This window comes from Mastigocladopsis repens PCC 10914 (assembly GCF_000315565.1).
Taxonomy (GTDB): Bacteria; Cyanobacteriota; Cyanobacteriia; order Cyanobacteriales; family Nostocaceae; genus Mastigocladopsis; species Mastigocladopsis repens.
Map to the genome: position 1 here is coordinate 4699667 of NZ_JH992901.1, position 17213 is coordinate 4716879.

Annotated in this window: 11 protein-coding genes and 2 pseudogenes; 2 read left to right on the plus strand and 11 right to left on the minus strand. The window is 41.6% G+C overall.

The window, feature by feature from the left end; all coding sequences use genetic code 11:
* The first annotated feature begins 376 nt into the window (after window positions 1–376).
* On the plus strand, window positions 377–1993 hold the full coding sequence (cimA, locus tag MAS10914_RS0122930; protein ID WP_017318292.1) for a citramalate synthase: 1617 nt from the start codon (window positions 377–379) through the stop codon (window positions 1991–1993).
* A 237-nt stretch (window positions 1994–2230) separates the two neighbouring features.
* Here the strand turns inward: cimA and MAS10914_RS0122935 are convergent, their stop codons facing one another.
* A complete protein-coding gene (locus tag MAS10914_RS0122935; protein ID WP_017318293.1) occupies window positions 2231–2464 on the minus strand; it encodes a hypothetical protein in 234 nt (77 codons plus the stop codon).
* A 159-nt stretch (window positions 2465–2623) separates the two neighbouring features.
* Between MAS10914_RS0122935 and MAS10914_RS0122940 the strand changes: the two genes are divergently transcribed.
* On the plus strand, window positions 2624–4750 hold the full coding sequence (locus MAS10914_RS0122940) for an NAD(P)/FAD-dependent oxidoreductase (protein ID WP_017318294.1): 2127 nt from the start codon (window positions 2624–2626) through the stop codon (window positions 4748–4750).
* Between the two features lie 64 nt (window positions 4751–4814).
* Here the strand turns inward: MAS10914_RS0122940 and MAS10914_RS0122945 are convergent, their stop codons facing one another.
* From MAS10914_RS0122945 to MAS10914_RS0122990, 10 genes and pseudogenes are all read right to left on the minus strand, one after another.
* Window positions 4815–6242 (minus strand): hypothetical protein, encoded by a 1428-nt coding sequence (locus tag MAS10914_RS0122945; RefSeq protein WP_017318295.1) that lies wholly within the window; start codon window positions 6240–6242, stop codon window positions 4815–4817.
* 413 nt (window positions 6243–6655) lie between these two features.
* Window positions 6656–8158, minus strand: coding sequence for an Ig-like domain-containing protein (locus tag MAS10914_RS0122950; RefSeq protein WP_017318296.1), 1503 nt, complete (start codon window positions 8156–8158; stop codon window positions 6656–6658).
* 91 nt (window positions 8159–8249) lie between these two features.
* Window positions 8250–9026 carry a TIGR03943 family putative permease subunit gene (locus MAS10914_RS0122955; protein WP_017318297.1) on the minus strand — a complete coding sequence of 259 codons (777 nt, stop codon included), beginning with the start codon at window positions 9024–9026 and terminating at the stop codon, window positions 8250–8252.
* A gap of 53 nt (window positions 9027–9079) precedes the next feature.
* Window positions 9080–10135 (minus strand): permease, encoded by a 1056-nt coding sequence (locus tag MAS10914_RS0122960; protein WP_017318298.1) that lies wholly within the window; start codon window positions 10133–10135, stop codon window positions 9080–9082.
* 718 nt (window positions 10136–10853) lie between these two features.
* The gene (locus MAS10914_RS36305) at window positions 10854–10979 is read right to left on the minus strand and encodes a hypothetical protein (protein WP_269635074.1); all 126 of its coding nucleotides are present in this window, start codon (window positions 10977–10979) and stop codon (window positions 10854–10856) included.
* A 318-nt stretch (window positions 10980–11297) separates the two neighbouring features.
* Window positions 11298–12942 (minus strand): annotated as a pseudogene (locus MAS10914_RS33130) (IS1634 family transposase).
* 301 nt (window positions 12943–13243) lie between these two features.
* Window positions 13244–13690, minus strand: a pseudogene (locus MAS10914_RS0122975) (transposase); the annotation flags it as partial.
* Window positions 13691–13817: 127 nt separating this feature from the next.
* On the minus strand, window positions 13818–14684 hold the full coding sequence (locus MAS10914_RS0122980) for a DUF2382 domain-containing protein (RefSeq protein ID WP_017318301.1): 867 nt from the start codon (window positions 14682–14684) through the stop codon (window positions 13818–13820).
* Between the two features lie 226 nt (window positions 14685–14910).
* Window positions 14911–15834, minus strand: a complete 924-nt coding sequence (locus MAS10914_RS0122985; protein WP_017318302.1) for a DUF2382 domain-containing protein — start codon at window positions 15832–15834, stop codon at window positions 14911–14913.
* 276 nt (window positions 15835–16110) lie between these two features.
* A complete protein-coding gene (locus tag MAS10914_RS0122990; RefSeq protein ID WP_017318303.1) occupies window positions 16111–16950 on the minus strand; it encodes a DUF2382 domain-containing protein in 840 nt (279 codons plus the stop codon).
* Window positions 16951–17213 lie beyond the last annotated feature (263 nt).

Sequence of the window (17213 nt, forward strand, 5' to 3'; positions counted from 1 at the left end):
GCTAACCTAAGAACCCAAGAAACTTAATCAGATCGTCATCTAGTTTGCACCTAGGCGCTAGGAGTGCAAAACCTTGCGCTCGTGCATCTGTAGCCATAGAAGAATTAGTGAGACCCCACAACCTGAAAAATATGGGGGAACCCTGTGAAAATGCTCAATAAATGGGCATTTACTCAGCAATTGAGAGTGGCAAGGAATAACTCCTGAGTCATTTTCTGTTTGTTTCCTTTAGACAACTGAGATCTCCGTTTGAGCCTCAGGAACGGTAAAATCTTCTTTTAAGAACTGTAAGAAGTACTCTGCGTTACTTTTATCGCCTTATCCTTAACTATACTTACACATTGCCTTGAAAGTTGTCTCCAAGAGTCCCCATCTTATGACTGCAAATTCCTCAACCCAACTTTGGATCTATGACACGACGCTACGGGATGGCACTCAACGTGAAGGGTTATCGGTGTCCATAGAAGATAAGTTACGCATTGCCCGGAGATTGGATCAACTTGGAATTCCCTTTATAGAAGGTGGTTGGCCTGGGGCAAATCCTAAGGATGTACAATTTTTCTGGCATCTCCAAGAAGAGCCGCTTCAGCAAGCAGAGATTGTCGCTTTTTGCAATACCCGACGCCCTGAAAAAACAGCAGCAGGTGATCCCATGCTACAAGCAATTCTGGCTGCTGGCACCCGTTGGGTGACGATTGTTGGCAAGTCTTGGGATTTACACGTTACAGAAGGACTCAGAACAACCCTCGCAGAAAATTTGGCAATGATACAAGATACGATTGAGTATCTTCGCTCTCAAGGACGTCGCGTTATCTACGATGCGGAACACTGGTTTGATGGCTACAAGCGAAATCCAGATTATGCTTTACAGACATTACAAACAGCAATTTCTGCTGGTGCTGAATGGATAGTTCTTTGCGATACTAATGGCGGAACTTTACCCCACGAAATAACTCAAATTGTCACAGATGTGGTTAATTCCACGCCTGGTGACACTCAGCTAGGAATTCACACTCATAACGATTCAGATACAGCAGTTGCCAACGCCTTAGGTGGTGTCATGGCAGGGGTGAGGATGGTACAAGGCACGATGAACGGGTATGGTGAACGCTGCGGAAATGCCAATCTCTGTTCGTTAATTCCCAACTTGCAACTGAAGCTGGGTTACAAGTGTATTGAAGATAACCAGTTGTCTCAACTGACAGAAACTAGCCGCTTCGTGAGTGAGGTCGTGAATCTTGCTCCTGACGAACATGCTCCCTTTGTAGGACGTTCGGCTTTTGCTCACAAAGGTGGTCTTCATGTATCAGCGGTGGAACGTAATCCTCTGACTTACGAACATATGCAACCGGAACAAGTCGGAAACCGTCGCCGCATCGTGATTTCTGAACAGTCTGGAGTCAGTAATGTTTTAGCCAAAGCTCGCACTTTTGGTATTGAACTTGATAAAAATAACCCAACAACAGGGCAAATTCTGCAACGTCTCAAACTTTTGGAGAGCGAAGGATATCAATTTGAGGCGGCGGAGGCGAGTTTTGAGTTGCTGATGCGCGAAGCTTTAGGCAGTCGCCAGCCTTTCTTTGAAATTAAAGGTTTTCAAGTCCATTGTGACTTGGTTGAGGGGAAAGAAACGACTAACGCTCTTGCCACTGTAAAAGTCACTGTCAACGGTAAGGATATTCTAGAAGCTGCGGAAGGAAACGGACCTGTTGCTGCTTTGGATGCGGCTTTACGCAAGGCTTTGATGAATTTCTATCCCCATATTGCTGAATTTGAGTTGACAGATTATAAAGTCCGGATTCTTAACGGACACACGGGGACAAGAGCGAAAACCCGCGTTTTAGTGGAGTCGCGCAACGCTCATCTACGCTGGACAACGGTAGGCGTTTCCACAAACATTTTGGAAGCTTCTTATCAAGCAGTGGTAGAAGGTTTGGAGTACGGTCTTTTGTTACACTCTCAAGCTGAAGCAGCTTTGAGTACTTCCAGTTGAATCTAACTGCAAAGAGGCTAAGAAGATGACGAGAGAGGGAGACGCAAAGACGCGGAGAAAAAGAAACTTCCCCGCGTCCTGTTGTCTGTATCTCTCGATGTCCCCAATCCTCAAATCGCCAATCCCAGACAATTTATTGAAACTCCCACACCACAAAGGTGATTGGCAATTTGGCTGAAAATTTGACTGTATGTGAGTTGTTAGTTGTTTAATAACTACTAACCACTACCTACTAATTTACGAGAAATTTTCCCAAGCTTGAGTAACGACTTGACTTAGCCAGCGTCTCTGTTGTATGTCTAGCAGGCTGTCGTCAGCTAACAACTGGGTGGTTAACTCTTCTAACGATTGACCTTGAGAACGGACAATTTTGATGACACCAGCGATCGCGGCAGCAACCAACTCTTCATCGATCGGCTTTTGTCTCAAGGCAACGATTTCTTGTGGGCTGTCTGGGATGGGATAATTCATGGCGTGCGTTTACAGAAACAAAGAATGAACAATAAATGTGAGAAACTCTTAAAATTTCTTTACTGAATCTTCATTCAACCGATAGGGCGGAGTTTACCATACTTTATCCCTTTGTGAGATCTGTCTTAAAGCATAAAATTATTGGAGATTTCAGAAAAAATGCAAGAGATTCTTTACCTAGAAATTCCTACTCCCGATACAGCCGCTGTATACAACTGGTTGCAGACTGATTTTGAACCGGGAACTGGGGAAAAAGTGCTTACCCCGCAAGGCTTTCGCCTGAGAGTTTCTGATACTACAACGAGTCTGGGGACTATTTCGGAAAAGTTACCATCAGAACTTTCTGTCTTCGTTTGGTCAGTGCAGCGAACTACGTATTTGAAAGCGTTCCGTTGGGCAGATAAACCCTTACATAGGGAGCAACAAATTCTTAAAAGGCTCACCACTGGGATTAGAAGCCGCTTTCCCTATGAATACCCTGAACCCCCAATGCTTGATTTGTGTGAGCAATCGATTTTTGAGGCACTTGCTCCCTATTACCCCCTGACTGTCCAATATTTTCAAAAAATGCCCAAGGGCGAATATGACCTAAAGCGCGTTTACTGGTGGGAGCAACGATGGCGCGAAGGTGTGCGGAATCCCCAGCAACCACGTCAGGTGGTATTTTCCCACGTAGGAGGGACAAGAGAACAAGGGGAAGCTATCCCCTCCTCTCCCACTCCCCCCCTCTCCCCCTCCTCTTCCTACGACCTGATATACATTGGTGGGGCACTTGGCGTTATCCATGCAGCAGTCATGGCAAGACTCGGTTATCGAGTGCTGCTAATGGAACGATTACCTTTTGGGCGAATGAATCGAGAATGGAATATTTCCCGCGATGAGATTCAAAGTTTACTTAACTTGGGTTTGCTGACGATTACAGAAGTGGAATCAATTATTGCGCGGGAATACAAAGATGGATTTAATAAATTTTTTGATGCCAATAATCCCAGCAAGCTAAAAGCGCCTGTTTTACACACGCCCACAGTGCTAAATGTGGCTTTAGATTCTGAGAAATTGTTGCAAATGTGTGGGCAAAAGCTGCGTGCAGCAGGCGGTGACATCTGCGATGAGACAGAGTTTATCCGGGCAGATATTTATAATTCACAAGTTGTTGTTACTGTCAAGGATTTAACCAGTCAAACACAGAAGCAAGTGAGCGGACGAGTGTTAGTGGATGCGATGGGAACGGCTTCACCAATTGCATGGCAATTGAATGGTGGTCGTGCCTTCGACAGTGTTTGCCCGACTGTAGGAGCGGTGATTGAGGGTGGATTTGAGCCTGGGGTATGGGATTCTCAGTATGGGGATGTTCTCTACAGTCATGGAGATACCTCGCGAGGACGGCAGTTGATTTGGGAGTTGTTTCCTGGAGCAAATGAAGAATTGACGATTTATTTATTTCATTACCACGAAGTCAATCCTAAAAATCCCGGTTCCTTGCTAGAGATGTACGAGGACTTTTTCACGATTCTGCCAGAGTATCGTCGCTGTGAGCTGGATAAGCTGGTGTGGAAAAAGCCAACATTTGGATATATACCGGGGCATTTTAGTGTGGGGAGTCGCGATCGCACGGTAGCATTTGACCGCTTGATTGCCATAGGTGATGCAGCATCACTCCAGTCTCCCCTAGTTTTCACAGGCTTTGGTTCTCTGGTTCGCAACCTGGAACGCCTAACAACTCTTTTGGATACCGCCCTCAAGCACGACTTGCTGAGTTTCCGGCATTTGAACCAAATTCGTGCTTTTCAAAATAATATTGCCGTCACTTGGATGTTTTCCAAAGGAATGATGGTTCCCACAGGGAAATTTATACCACCTCAGCGAATCAACTCTATGCTCAACAACTTTTTTGGGTTGTTAGTAGATGAACCCCTAGAGGTGGCAGATAATTTCATTAAAGATAGATTTGATTGGTTGACCTTCAATCGGCTGGCGCTGAAAGCAGCTCGTAACAACCCTGCATTACTACTGTGGATTTGGGAACTTGCGGGTGCTAAGGATTTACTGAGGTGGACTAGAAACTATTTTGACTTTAGTCGCCATGCTCTGATTAGTGCTTTGCTCAGTGGATGGTTCCCGCGTTTCCTTCGTCGGATACAACCTTGGCTGGAATCCCGATATCCGGCATTGTGGTTGCGGCTATTAGCGATTAGCTATGCTCTCACCACAGGCATTGCACGCCCCCACACTTCGGCAACAAAAGTTACTTCTGAAGTCTCGCTTCAGAAGCCGAAAGTCATTTAGTCATTTAGTCATTAGTCGTTTATCATTAGTTAAGAATTTTTGACAAATGACTAATGACAAAGGACTAATGACTATTCTGACGAAAATTTGGTAGCTCTACAGCAGCCAAAGACTTTCTCCTTTTGGGTGGACGCTGCGGATAGAGCAGTGGGGAGGGGGAGTTGAGGTTGGTGGGATGGTCTGTCGATGGCTCTTGAGGGTCAGCAGTTGCTGGTACTTCCAGGGATGACGATTGTGATACCTCTGTCCAGTAATCCTCTGTTTGCTCTAGACCATCATGAATTGGCGACAATTTAGCAGTTTCTGGTTCATCTGCAAGGGGTATTGCAGAAGTTTCCCAGATAGTCTCAGACGCCAGGGTAATGTCTGCATTTTTTTCAGCAGGTGGCTGTGAAGATGTAGAGACAGGATTGGCAACGAAAAACATTTGGATCACACCATCCAATTGCTCTTCTAAGGTTGTAGAACCCAAAGATGAAACTGTTTCAATTTTCGGTTCTGGTGTGTCAACTGGTTGCGGTTGTGTAGGTGTTTCTTGTGTATCTGACGTGTTCCAAGTAGACGATAAATTGGGTGTGGAAGTATCCCATTGATGTGAGAGTGATACTGGCGTTTCCTCCCAAGAATTATCTAGACTATCCGTAAAGGATTCTGGTTGGGCTGACCAAGGTCGAATCGGCTGCGCTTGGGTAAACAAAAAGCTAGAGTGCTCAGATGGTCTTGTTTGACTGGTGTCTATGTCGTTATTATCAAAGACATCGTAGCTGGGGACAGGTGCTTCTAGACACTTTTCCAGAGCGGCTTTGAATTGCAAGGTCTGACGTTGTTGTCGCATCAGCCTCGTTTTTAGCTCTCGACAAGCATTTTCTGATTGCAATAGCTGGTGAGACTGGTCGTTGTAACTAGATTGAATCAGGGCACATTCCCGTTCTAACTGAGCGAGGCGTTGTTGGCTAATTTCTAGCTGCACTTTGTAATTATCAATCGAACTTTCCTGGCACTGAACAGTTTGCACAGCAGTTTCCAACTGTTGAAATAAAGACTTTACTTGCTCTTGAGCCGCAGCCAGTTCGTGAGCTTGTTGGTTAAGCATTGACTCTGTAACACTTGAGCGCTTTTTCTGCCACTGCAAAGCTTTTTCCGACTCAGTTAAGGCAGCTTTTAGCTCCTCGACTTTGTCATACAAGTCGTTGTTGGCAGAATGTAATTCTGCATTCAACTCCAGCAGTTTCTTGAATTCAGCGTCTACGAGTTCTTGTTTTTCGCGGTCGGGCTGTGCAACCCAGTCCTGCTGGGGTGCATTTTCTTCTGATGGAATTTCGCTTTCGCACGGCTTGTTTTGTGCTGGTGCCAGTAGTGGCATCGTAATACCAGTGTTTTCACTCTTGCTAACCGAGTAAAATGGACAACTCACCTGCTCGGGTTGCAGCGAATTGGGAGTTGTTAGGGGTTTAACAAAATCCCCATTGTTTGGGGTGTCAGCTTCATTCATCACTCTCTCCTCACCCACCAGCTTTAAATTAAAAAAGCAGAGACTGCGGTAGCATTACATATAAATGCTGTCTGATCAAAAGAGACTATAGAAGGCAAGTTTAGCTCCTCTGAGATTAAGTCACTAAACATGAGTTAGTTATAGCTTTTCCTCACTGCTAAGTGCAAAAAAAGCAGAAGTAAAAAAATACTTCCGTTTTTGCTGAAGCAACAGATGCTGTTGAAAAGCCTCACTTTACTTGTTTGTGCTAAACAGTTATAGCAGTTTTCACCCGGTAAGATACCAACTATGATTTTGGGAAGGTGTGTTGTACACGTAGTGTCTATTATTCTATAAGAATATTACCATTAAGGTGTAAATGCAGTATCGGTACTAATCCTTATCGCTGGCTCCAGAACATCTCTCCCTCTTCTTCACGGCAGCCAACGTGGGTGAAATCCAACTAAGGGAAGTTGTTCTGGCTTGATGTCGTTTGTTGCTGGTGGGTCTGCGATGGGCAGCAGGGGCATTAACCATAAGCTACTGCTAGCTATTGGCTGTCCGTCATCAGTTGTTAACATATTTGCTGCTGATGAGTTAGAGGGGGTTGTCTGTGGGACAACTTGGTCAAATAACAACCCTAAACCATCAGGTGCTAAACTCATCTCCACATTGCGTTGGTCTGGTGGTAGTACCAGCAGTGGTTTCTGTTCTCCGTTTTTGAGGTTGATTGCCACTAAATATGGCTGTTCCTGATAAAGTTCCCCTGGCAACAGCTGTGTCAGCAAACAGTAAAGGGTGGGTGAGGCAGTATCAAACTGACAGCTAAGAATTGAGCCTTTGGTGCGTAACAGTTGTTTTTGGACGCCTTGGTTAGTCACTAAAAACAAATCTCGCGTGTAATCTGTATTAAACTTCACCATTGCCGCTTGCGAACCATCCTTAGAAAAAGCCTGCACTAAGCCAAACTGTGGCAGAAAATCTAGGGGTTTACTGGCGTTTGTTTGCAGCGATAATATCGCTGCTCCCTGACCTTGGGCAACTGCCACAGCTTTGCTATCCGGCGTAATAATAAAGTCTCCCCCTGGTTGACTTTGCAGACGTTTGGGGGTTGATTGTTCTTGAGAATTCTCGCTGTTGACTGGCATAAACCACAGCCCAAAATCGCCTGGATCATCTTTTTTCCCTCGTTGGACAACGAGAATTTGCCCATCAGGCGATAAGTCAAATTTCAGGTTTTGATATTCCTTATTATCCAAAAGCAAGTCAACTCTACCTGGTGCTTCTGGTTGTTTTTCAGCTTGTGCAGAAATACCCGTTGTTACAGTATAAAGCTGAGTTGAAAGTAAATCTTGGTTTCCTACTTTACGAGCAGAAAATAAAATTTTCTCTCCATTTGGAAAGGGCTTAAAATCCATGACAACTAAGTCTTTCGGGGTGAGTACCTTTTTTTGTTCTTGGCTGAGGTTGTAGAGAACTAATCGCCCCTTGTCTTGTTGATCTGCTCCAACGTAAAGAATAACGCGATCGCGTGTGCTGAAACTCGCTGTAAAAGGTTGTATCTGTCTATTTTTTCCTTCTTGTTCGGAAAATTTATCCTTAGCTCCCTGTATTTGCACTTTGTACGTTGTGCCATAGGGGGCTGGTGTCACAAGCGTGTAAACCATTCGCCGTCCTGCCCAACTAACTTTACCTGCTAAGGGCGGATCAATTTTTAAGTTATCCTCTACGCTTTTTGAGTTCATTGGGCGACTAAAGGTAAGGGTGAATGATGTATCATCTGCTCCAATTTGTTGGTTCTGCCAGCTAAAATGACGTACGCTAGGCTTAACCGCATCACCTTGTAATATCAATAGCCCAATCAGCAGACTAAGGATGAGTATCAGTCCTATAGCAACACGATCTAGTGGTTGGAAAAAAGTTTTACTCGTAGTCATTAGTCATTAATCATTACTTATGAGTTAGTTGTTGGTAGTTAGTAGTTAGTCGGAATTTTTGACAACTAACAACTAACAACTAACCATTTCTCTAGTAAGTATAGGGATTTTTCGGCTGAGGAATTTTTTTCAAGGAGGTCGCACTGATGGTTAGTTGACGTTTATCTGCGAGGTTTTCCGTGACCATTTGTCCTTCGACTTCTAGCCAGGTGTCGGGTGGGTAGTTATCACGAGTTTCTTTCAGTTTTATGGGTAATCCCACGGGATAGGCATCGGCGGCACAGCAAGTTAAGACAAATCGTGCCAAGAATAAATGTTCTTTTCCTAAATCTGGTGTGTGGATAACAAATCCCTGTACCTTGGCTTTTTGTCCTGTATATGCGTCTGGTTCCGGGTAGACGTTAAGCGTACGTACCCAATCTACGAGTGTTCGCTCTTCTGGACGGACGGAAGCGCGAAAGGCTTGAGGTTGGGCGCGTGTTGCTCCCACTAAATCTGTTACACCCCGCTGAAGTGCTGTTTGGCTGGCAAAGACGCGGGGTGTGATTGTTAATCCTAGGATTGCTGCTGTTAATAGTAAAGCACTGCCCCAACCGGGTGGAAATAAAGTTAGGTGCTGGACATTTGGAGTCACCTCACGAGGATGCCGTTGCAAAAGTTGCAGTGCTTTAAATAAACTAATAATTAGCAAGCCAATGGCACCTGTAATTGCTAACCAAAAGTAATCGGGGTGAATTAACAAGTTTAGCTTATTAGTTAGCCAGTATTTTAGGATTAAAATGCCCCAAGCTGTGATTGCTAAAACATCCAACCATGGCTGTAATTTATCAGGGCGGATTTTAGATTTTGTTTTTGGGATTGAAGTCATTGGTGTTTAGTCATTAGTCATTTGTTATTAGCAAGGAACAAATAACGCATTTGTTAAATGACGTGTAAGTTGATGAAGAGGGTGAATAAAAATGTTAACTGTCCTGCTAAAACAAACAAGTAGACTACAGCCCTTGGTTTAAAAATTGATAACAATAAACCAATGCCTTTGATGTCAATCATCGGTCCAAATACCAGAAAAGCTAACAAGGAACCACTGGTAAAGGTCGAGGCAAAAGATAGGGCAAAGAATGAATCTACTGTAGAACAAATTGATACCACCGCCGCTAATATCAGCATGACAATGATTGAACTAATTGGACCTGCCCCCAAACTGAGGATAAATTCACGGGGGGCTAATACTTGAACGGCAGCAGCAATGGCACTTCCTATGACCAACACTGCCCCCAATTCGCGCAATTCTTGCACACAATTATCCACCAACAACCGCAGTTTATCTGGCAGGGGTTTACTGGGTTTAGAGGCTGCCATGTTTGCTTGCAAGGCACTAGCATCCATCCGCGTGCTTTGACTTGCTTGCCCTCCAAGCAAATAAGTCCCAGACTGTAACAAAGTGGGTACTGTTGCTTGCTGCTGTTGGACTAATTTACTTCTGCGGCGTTTGGGTTCTGGTTTTGCAGGTGGGTTAAATTTCAGATAACGAGCGATCGCAGGTTGTACCATTGACCCTAAGTCTTTTTGAACACTAAAGACAACGCTAACAATGATTGCAATCATTAGGGAAAACACGACTCGTAACACCACTATTTCTGGCTGATCGCGAAACGCCGTCCAAGTTGCCCAAATAACGACGGGATTGATAGTTGGTGCTGCTAGCAAAAAGCCAATTGCCACTGGTGTGGGTACTCCTTGCATCAGCAACCGCCGCGCAACTGGTACGTTGCCGCATTCACAAACAGGAAATACAAAGCCCACTAGACTCCCGACTAATGCACCCAATAAGGGGTTTTTGGGCATTTTTTCCACCAGTTTGCGCTCATCTACAAACAACAGTAGCAAACTAGAGAACAAAACCCCAAGCAACAAGAAAGGTATCGCCTCGACTAGCAGACTCAGAAAAAGAGTGAAACCATTGTTCAGTTGATTCATGTGTGTCGCTTATCAAAGCGCTGTTGAGTTTTCAGATTGTGCCAAGTCATTTTATCGAAATGGGTATGATCAACAGGTAGGGAGAATTAAACAGCACTCAAATAACTGCATTTTTAACTGCTAATTGTACTTTTGTCTCTAGCCAATCTTCAGTTATGTATTAGCCATTAGAGATTCGCCATCCAATATAGCTCTATCTACTTGCCTCCGTGTACTTAGATGAATCGTATTCCTAGATTGCCAAACTTAAGAAATAGTTCCAATTTGGCAGTACCAGCATCTAATTGCACAATTGTAGTGACCTGTTTTCATAGGTAAAGTAATTCTGCTTGATATTATGTTATCTTCCACGTATTTTCATCAATGGTTCACAGTTTTTAAACATTTGGGGATCGCTGTTGGTATGAACTCATTCTGGGATATGGCTATTTTTGGCAACATCTCATGAGACTTATGGATCATTACCTACTACACAAATTTTCCGACCGCAAGACCAAAATGCAACAAATGTGGCGAGCAGCAATCGTGAAGTTATCTAAAAATCGCCTGCAAGCTAGAACCATAGGAGTCAAGAAACAGCTTAGACGCTGTAAGCGAAAGTGTTGCAGTTTTCCCATTAAATATGGGATTAAATTTTAGCAAATCACTCATAGGATAGATAGCTCATAACACCATAATTTTGCCCCTTCAGTCCCACTTGGTTAGGCAAAGCGGTAAATTATGATGAAACACCACCCCCGTCAGCGTCCTCATCAGGATAATCAGTCAGCCTCGCTGGAATCCCGATGATTTTATAGCCCCCGCAGGCGGGCTTAATCCCATCTTCCGCACCCCCCAGTGTCACAATCGGTAATTACTGAAATAAATTTACCAACAAAGAAGCAAAGAATACTTGTCATCCAAGAAAGAGATTTGGTAGAGCGTGAATAGCTTGATTTCCTATGTCCAATCAATTGTCAATAAGCAGCAATAATCATCAAATATGTTTTGACTATAATTAATAAATGAATTTCTATGCTGACTTACATTTATTATCAAGTTTGTGAATATGTAAGTACTTGGAAAAATATAATTAAACGTGATGATTTAGAGCTATTAACAGGATAAAGGTAGCTCGTTTGGGGAACAATAAATAATTCTAAAAAAGAGAATGCATCAAAAATTATGTAAGAAATTGATAGTAGCGATGACAATCCTCAGGTAAGAGGGACAGTATAAAATCCCTATCTTGGTTCCAGTTAGAAATTTGTTTTTGATGACTAAATGTCACTAAATGAATCGATTGAAAACATTGGAATATCCACCGTAAGGTAGGACGATTGGTTGATTTACCTAACTGATTCTTAATCGTAGATTTTGATTTTTCTAAAGCAGTTCGTATTTGTCTTTGCGCCAGAGTATAGACCAATAAGCATAAACCCATTATCATTGGTAATGCTTCGATTCTCTCTGGACATTTGAGAAAAATACTATCTGCGAAAAATAACGGGTCTTTGAGAAAACCAAATCCTCTTTCACAGGATTGCTGTGCTTTATACTTAGAAAGTATTGAATCATTACTGAGTTGATTTGATTCTAAAATATTTGTGGCGATAATGAAACGCCCTGCACTTCTTGTTTCCGTGTTGATTTTACTTTCATTCTCGGATATAGTTGCTGATACTTGATAATATTTTTCTTGCTTGCCGTCTGGATTATCTGACGTTTGCTCGGTTATTTGACTCTCAGCAATTTGGTAATATTTAAATTGTTTTGAGAGTTTTGTTAATCCCTGAATTGCATCTGCTTCACAGGCAAATTTCTCTGGCAAGAGTTTTTTTCAAATCGCTCTTTGTTTTTTCTTTTGACTTGGTAATTTTTTGTGATAGTTTTTTGAGGTCTGATTCCCTTCTCGCTTTGCTTTGTACCACCAGCCACCTTTGCTCTATCCCTGCATAAGCTACTGTTTTCTCTACAAATGAATATCCTGATAATTTACTTGCGAGAAATTCTGATTCGTCTAGAGATGATACTAATAATTGTGCTGCTTTTATCGTTAAAGGTACTCGACATAACCACTTGAAATCGGACATTAATTTGATATTCGGCTCTGTATATAGGGCACTATCTGCAACTATTAGACTATCAACTTGTATTTGTTTTTTATATTCAACTGCAATTTGACCAAAACATGATGAATCCGCTTGATTTCCAGATGCTGATTTAAAAAATATTGGTATATCTCCATCTCCTGAGCATATTAACTCTATGAGAAATTGTTTCAAATCTGGTCTGTGGTCGCGAGAGTAACCGTATGTTAAATTTATCGCTTGTGATGATTTTAGTTGTGAATCTTCTTGGTGTTGCTCATTTCCATTTCTTTGGAAATCAAATATTACTTCTGGTAAAGTCGAATTATATTCTCCATGTACATGCATTGATGACGAGTCTAGATGTGATGACTCGAGAGATATATTAAATTTTTTCACTGTATTTAACGACACTGCTAAAAATATTGTATCGAGTCCTTTAAGAAATAATTTATCCATGACTCTACCAAGTTTATCGTCGTTTAAATACTCTGCTTTTACTCCTGTTCCGATTAAATGTTCACAAGGAATTGACTCAAAAAACTTCGGAAACATATATAAAGGTTTAGAAACAAAACCTAATCCATTTATAATCATTGCTTTGACAACATGTCCAGCGCTGACTTTTTCTCCTAGTTCTGAGCCTAATAAATTATTAATTATGTCTACTAACCCAATTGAGTCTACTATTCCCAAATGATCTATATTCTGTATTTCAATATTTTTAACGCTAAACATGACAACAGAGTACCCAAAATCAATAGAAATTAAAATTTTGACATTTTTCTCAGAGTTTGTGCGATAAATTTCTGTCTTTTATATAAACACTTTAAACACCCAAAAAAGGAATTATAAAAAAGGTAAAGGCAGAGGCTGACGTTGGCAGCCTCTGCCTTTACCTTCCATACAAATAATTATCATTTTTATTAACTGTACCTTCAGCTTAATAGTAGTAATTCTTATTTAGCTCTAGCAAACTCTCCTCACATACAGTTCTAATGTACTAAATATGTCCGTCTTGTTCGGGTGTGATACCATTTCACGAAAAGCCTGATACAAATAAAGCATCAAGAATAAAATCCCAACCTGTAATAGAAGCAACGATTGATGTGTTTAATTGTTCCAATCGCTTCCAAATAAATTCTCTTAATTCATCTAAAGTTGAGAAGCTTTCCCAAGTTAAATGCCTTTTAACCTCCTCCCACAATCTTTCAATTGGATTAACTTGAGGTGTATGCGGAGGCTGAAATAACAAAACTATATTTTCTGGTAGTTTGAGATGCTGACTAAAATGAAACGCTCCATTATCTAACTGAAGAATATGTATATCTTGAGAATAAGTCTCTGAGAATTTTTCTAAAAAAATATTGAAACAAGCTGTATTTAAATGAGAGAATTCCCAAATAAAATGCTCTCCAGTTAATGGTTCTACTAATCCATATAAATAAAAATTATCCCGCTTCCATTGCATAATGCCGATGGGCTTGACTCCTTTTAGCGTGGCGAAGGAACTAAAGTTAAAATCTCGTTAGCTTAACTTTGTTTTAATAATTACCAGTAAACAGTTATCAGTCATTTGATTGCTGATAACTGTTTACTAAATAATTAGCTTCTTAATCTTTCGAGGTGCGATCAAACCACTCTTGGTATGTTTTCTGACGTTCTTCGTCTTCCACAAGGATTGTGACTTGCACCGCCTTGCATCCATGATTTCGCTCAAGGGCGATCGCATTTAAAAGCAAACTAGCAATTTTAGGGGAGGTAAATTCACCCCTCACAGTTAGAGCGCCATTAGAATTGGCAAATAAAGGAGTTTCCTTTTCATTTTCATTCAAATCAACACCAAAAATTTCTCCTTGCCCCAAATCTATTTCTGCAAGCTGTTTGCGTTCTGGGCTGACTTGTTCCACTATCAGTTTTTCGCGCCGGATAGGCACCTGTACTATTTGGGTTTCAATTTCTTTACGGACAATCACCTCACCAACTTTGCGCTTACTACGGTCAATGACTAATCGTTCTTCTAGCAAACGAATAATATCTTCTACTGAATCTACAGAGCTAACTGTAGCATTTGCTACTGCTGCCCTGAGTTCTGAGTCTTGTGTATTTACTTCCTGAGAGTTTGAATTTTGTTCCATTTCACTAACTTGATTTTCTCTTTCTATATATTCAGGTAGATATTGTATTTGTGATTTATCCAGGTTTATAAAAATTTTTTGAATCTGTGAATCGATTTTTTCTACTATCTTGCTACTTAATAGAAATGATCGATTGCTTACCTGACTATCTGATTGAGATACCACAAACTCTAGTTGACGATTGGCATCTATAATTAAATCTCTTACCCCACCTACTAGCTGACCTTGCCTGTCAATAACGGCAAAATCTTTCACTTTTGTCCTCAAACTTTCAAGCAGGGCGCTGATTCTTGCAATTCTAGTTGCATTTTCATTGCTTATATGAAGTGTCTTGTAAGTCATTGTTAAGAACTAATACCTGTTAACTCTAAATGTTATATTCCATTTGTTTATTAATGGTAAGTAGAGACGCTTAAGAGCTACTCCGAAGCGGAGCGAGGCAATTGCGCGTCTCTACATTCATTGAAATGGAGTAAATGCCTCATCTAGTTCTCTTACAGAGGACTTTTTGCTACGAGCCAGGCAAATTCATCTGCTGACGGTTCATTAGGCAAGTACAAGGTTTGATTTATCGCTCATCAATGGGAAGACCAGGAGCATTCACATCCAATTCTTCACGGCGAATTGTTTCTTGCGCCTCAATGGTTTCTTGGTCTACGACTTTCTTCACTCTGACTTCTTCACGCACAAAAGCTTCTTTACGAATGTCAGCTGTTTCTTCGTAGATTTCCATGCGAGCAACTTCTCCTTCGCGGAAGTTAGCTTCACCAGGAGCAACTGCTCTACCAGCATCTGCTGGAGTGACTCGCTCAACAACAACGCGCTCTTTTTCTACTGGAACGGCAACTCGTGCTGTTTCGGTTTCAACGTGTTTGCCAACCGCTACTTCCCCAGCTTTCTGACGAGTCTTATTCGCAATCAGCCGTTCTTCGTACAGTCTCAGAGTCTGATGATCCCGGTCGTTCATCTGGAACAAAGGCGCATCGTGCTCGTAATTGTAGGTATTACGGTCGTAAGTGGAATTTGCTACAGGTGTTTGCTGATATCCTGCTGTCGCAGGTGGATATGTTGTATCTGCCAAAGGAGCTGATGCTTCCAAAGGAGCCGATGATTCTACAGCTTGAGTAGAAAGTCCGGGAGTGCGATATACACCGCGTACCCGCTCTTCATAGTCATAATCAAGAACCTGACGCTCATTGAACTCAGGTAAGTTTTCTGCTTGCTCTCTGGTCATCCCAATGGCAAAAACGCGATTAACGTTATAGTCGATGCGAGAACGACCAACTGGTAACAGGACTTTCTTACCAAAAATCCAAAAACCTAAGTCAACGACCAAATAGCGGAAACGACCTTCTTCATCTACTAAAACATCATTAACGGTACCGATTTTTTCATCGGTACCTTCTGTGTAGACACCCATTCCCTTAACGTCATCACCCTGAAAAGCATCTCGGTAATTTGGGTCGAAATCTGCGATTTTGTGTAAAGCCATGCTAATTCCCCCTCAAACTATTTTTATCTCCTATCAACTAGGCTAAAGAATTAGCTACTTTGCTCCATCTCCCTAACGACTGACTTAACTTATATTATTAATGCTCAAGAGTAGTATATTTTTTATTTTTTTTTATTTATATAGTAGATTTTTTAAGGATTTATTAAACTTCTGTTTAAGATTATCTATTTAAATAATAAACACAGGCAAAAGTGAACACTTTCCCTCTTGCCTGCACTTTTGTCAGTAAAATTCTACTCGATTTGAGTAAGCAATTTAAACACGGTCAGATGGAGTTACATCAGTTTGTATGGGCAAATCCCCTTGAGTATTAATATCTAACTCTTCCCGACGAATTGTTTCTTGTGCTTCAACTGTATCTCTATCAACCACTTTTCTGACGCGGATTTCCTCACGCACAAACGCCTCTTTATGAATTTCAGGTGTTTCTTCGTAGATTTCTATCCGTGTTATTTCCCCTTCTTGAAAGTGGAGTTCGCTGGGATTTACTGCTGTCCCTACTTCTGTAGAATTAACTCGCTCAATGACAACTCGCTCTCTTTCAATTGGTACTGAAACCCGTGCTGTTTCTGTCTCAATGTGCTTACCAATTGCTACTTCCCCTGTCTTGATACGGTTTTTGTTGGCAATGAGCCGTTCTTCGTACAGTTTGAAAGTTTGATGGTCCTGCTCATTCAAGTTGTACAGGGATGCGTCTTGTTGGTAATTGTAGGTATCGCGATTGTAAGCCACATCACTAGACATTGGACGATAAGCGCCGCGTACCTGCTCTTCATAATCGTAATCAACGGTCATGTTGTCTCTGTACTCAGGCAAACTTTGCAGTTGCTCTTTGCTGAGTCCATCAACATACACGCGCTGCTGATTATAATCAATACGAGAAAGACCAATCGGTAGTAGTATTCTTTTACTAGAAGAATTGTATTGAGTGTCTATAACTAGATAGCGAAAACGACCATCTGCATCAACTAGCACATCGGCAACTGAGCCAACTTTTACTCCGCCTTGGGTATATAAGTCTAAATCCCTGATATCGTCGCCACCAAAAGTTTCTCGATAGTTTGGATCAAAGTCTGCAAGTTTGTAGAGAGGCATAATGCTGTTATTACTTTATTAAGAACATCTATCTCTTTAGAGTAAAAATAGATGGGATTGTTTTCATCTGGCTGGCGACTTAATTTAAAAGATTGGTCATCAGTCATTAGTTATTACTTATTTAGCTATTAGGGTGGAGAGTATTTATTCAAAACTAAATAACTAAATATTAAATAATTAAGTCTATCTTTCTAAAGATAGAGCTAAAATCGGGACACAGCTTTTCAGTGTTTAAACTAAATCTATCTATGGTAAGATAAGGA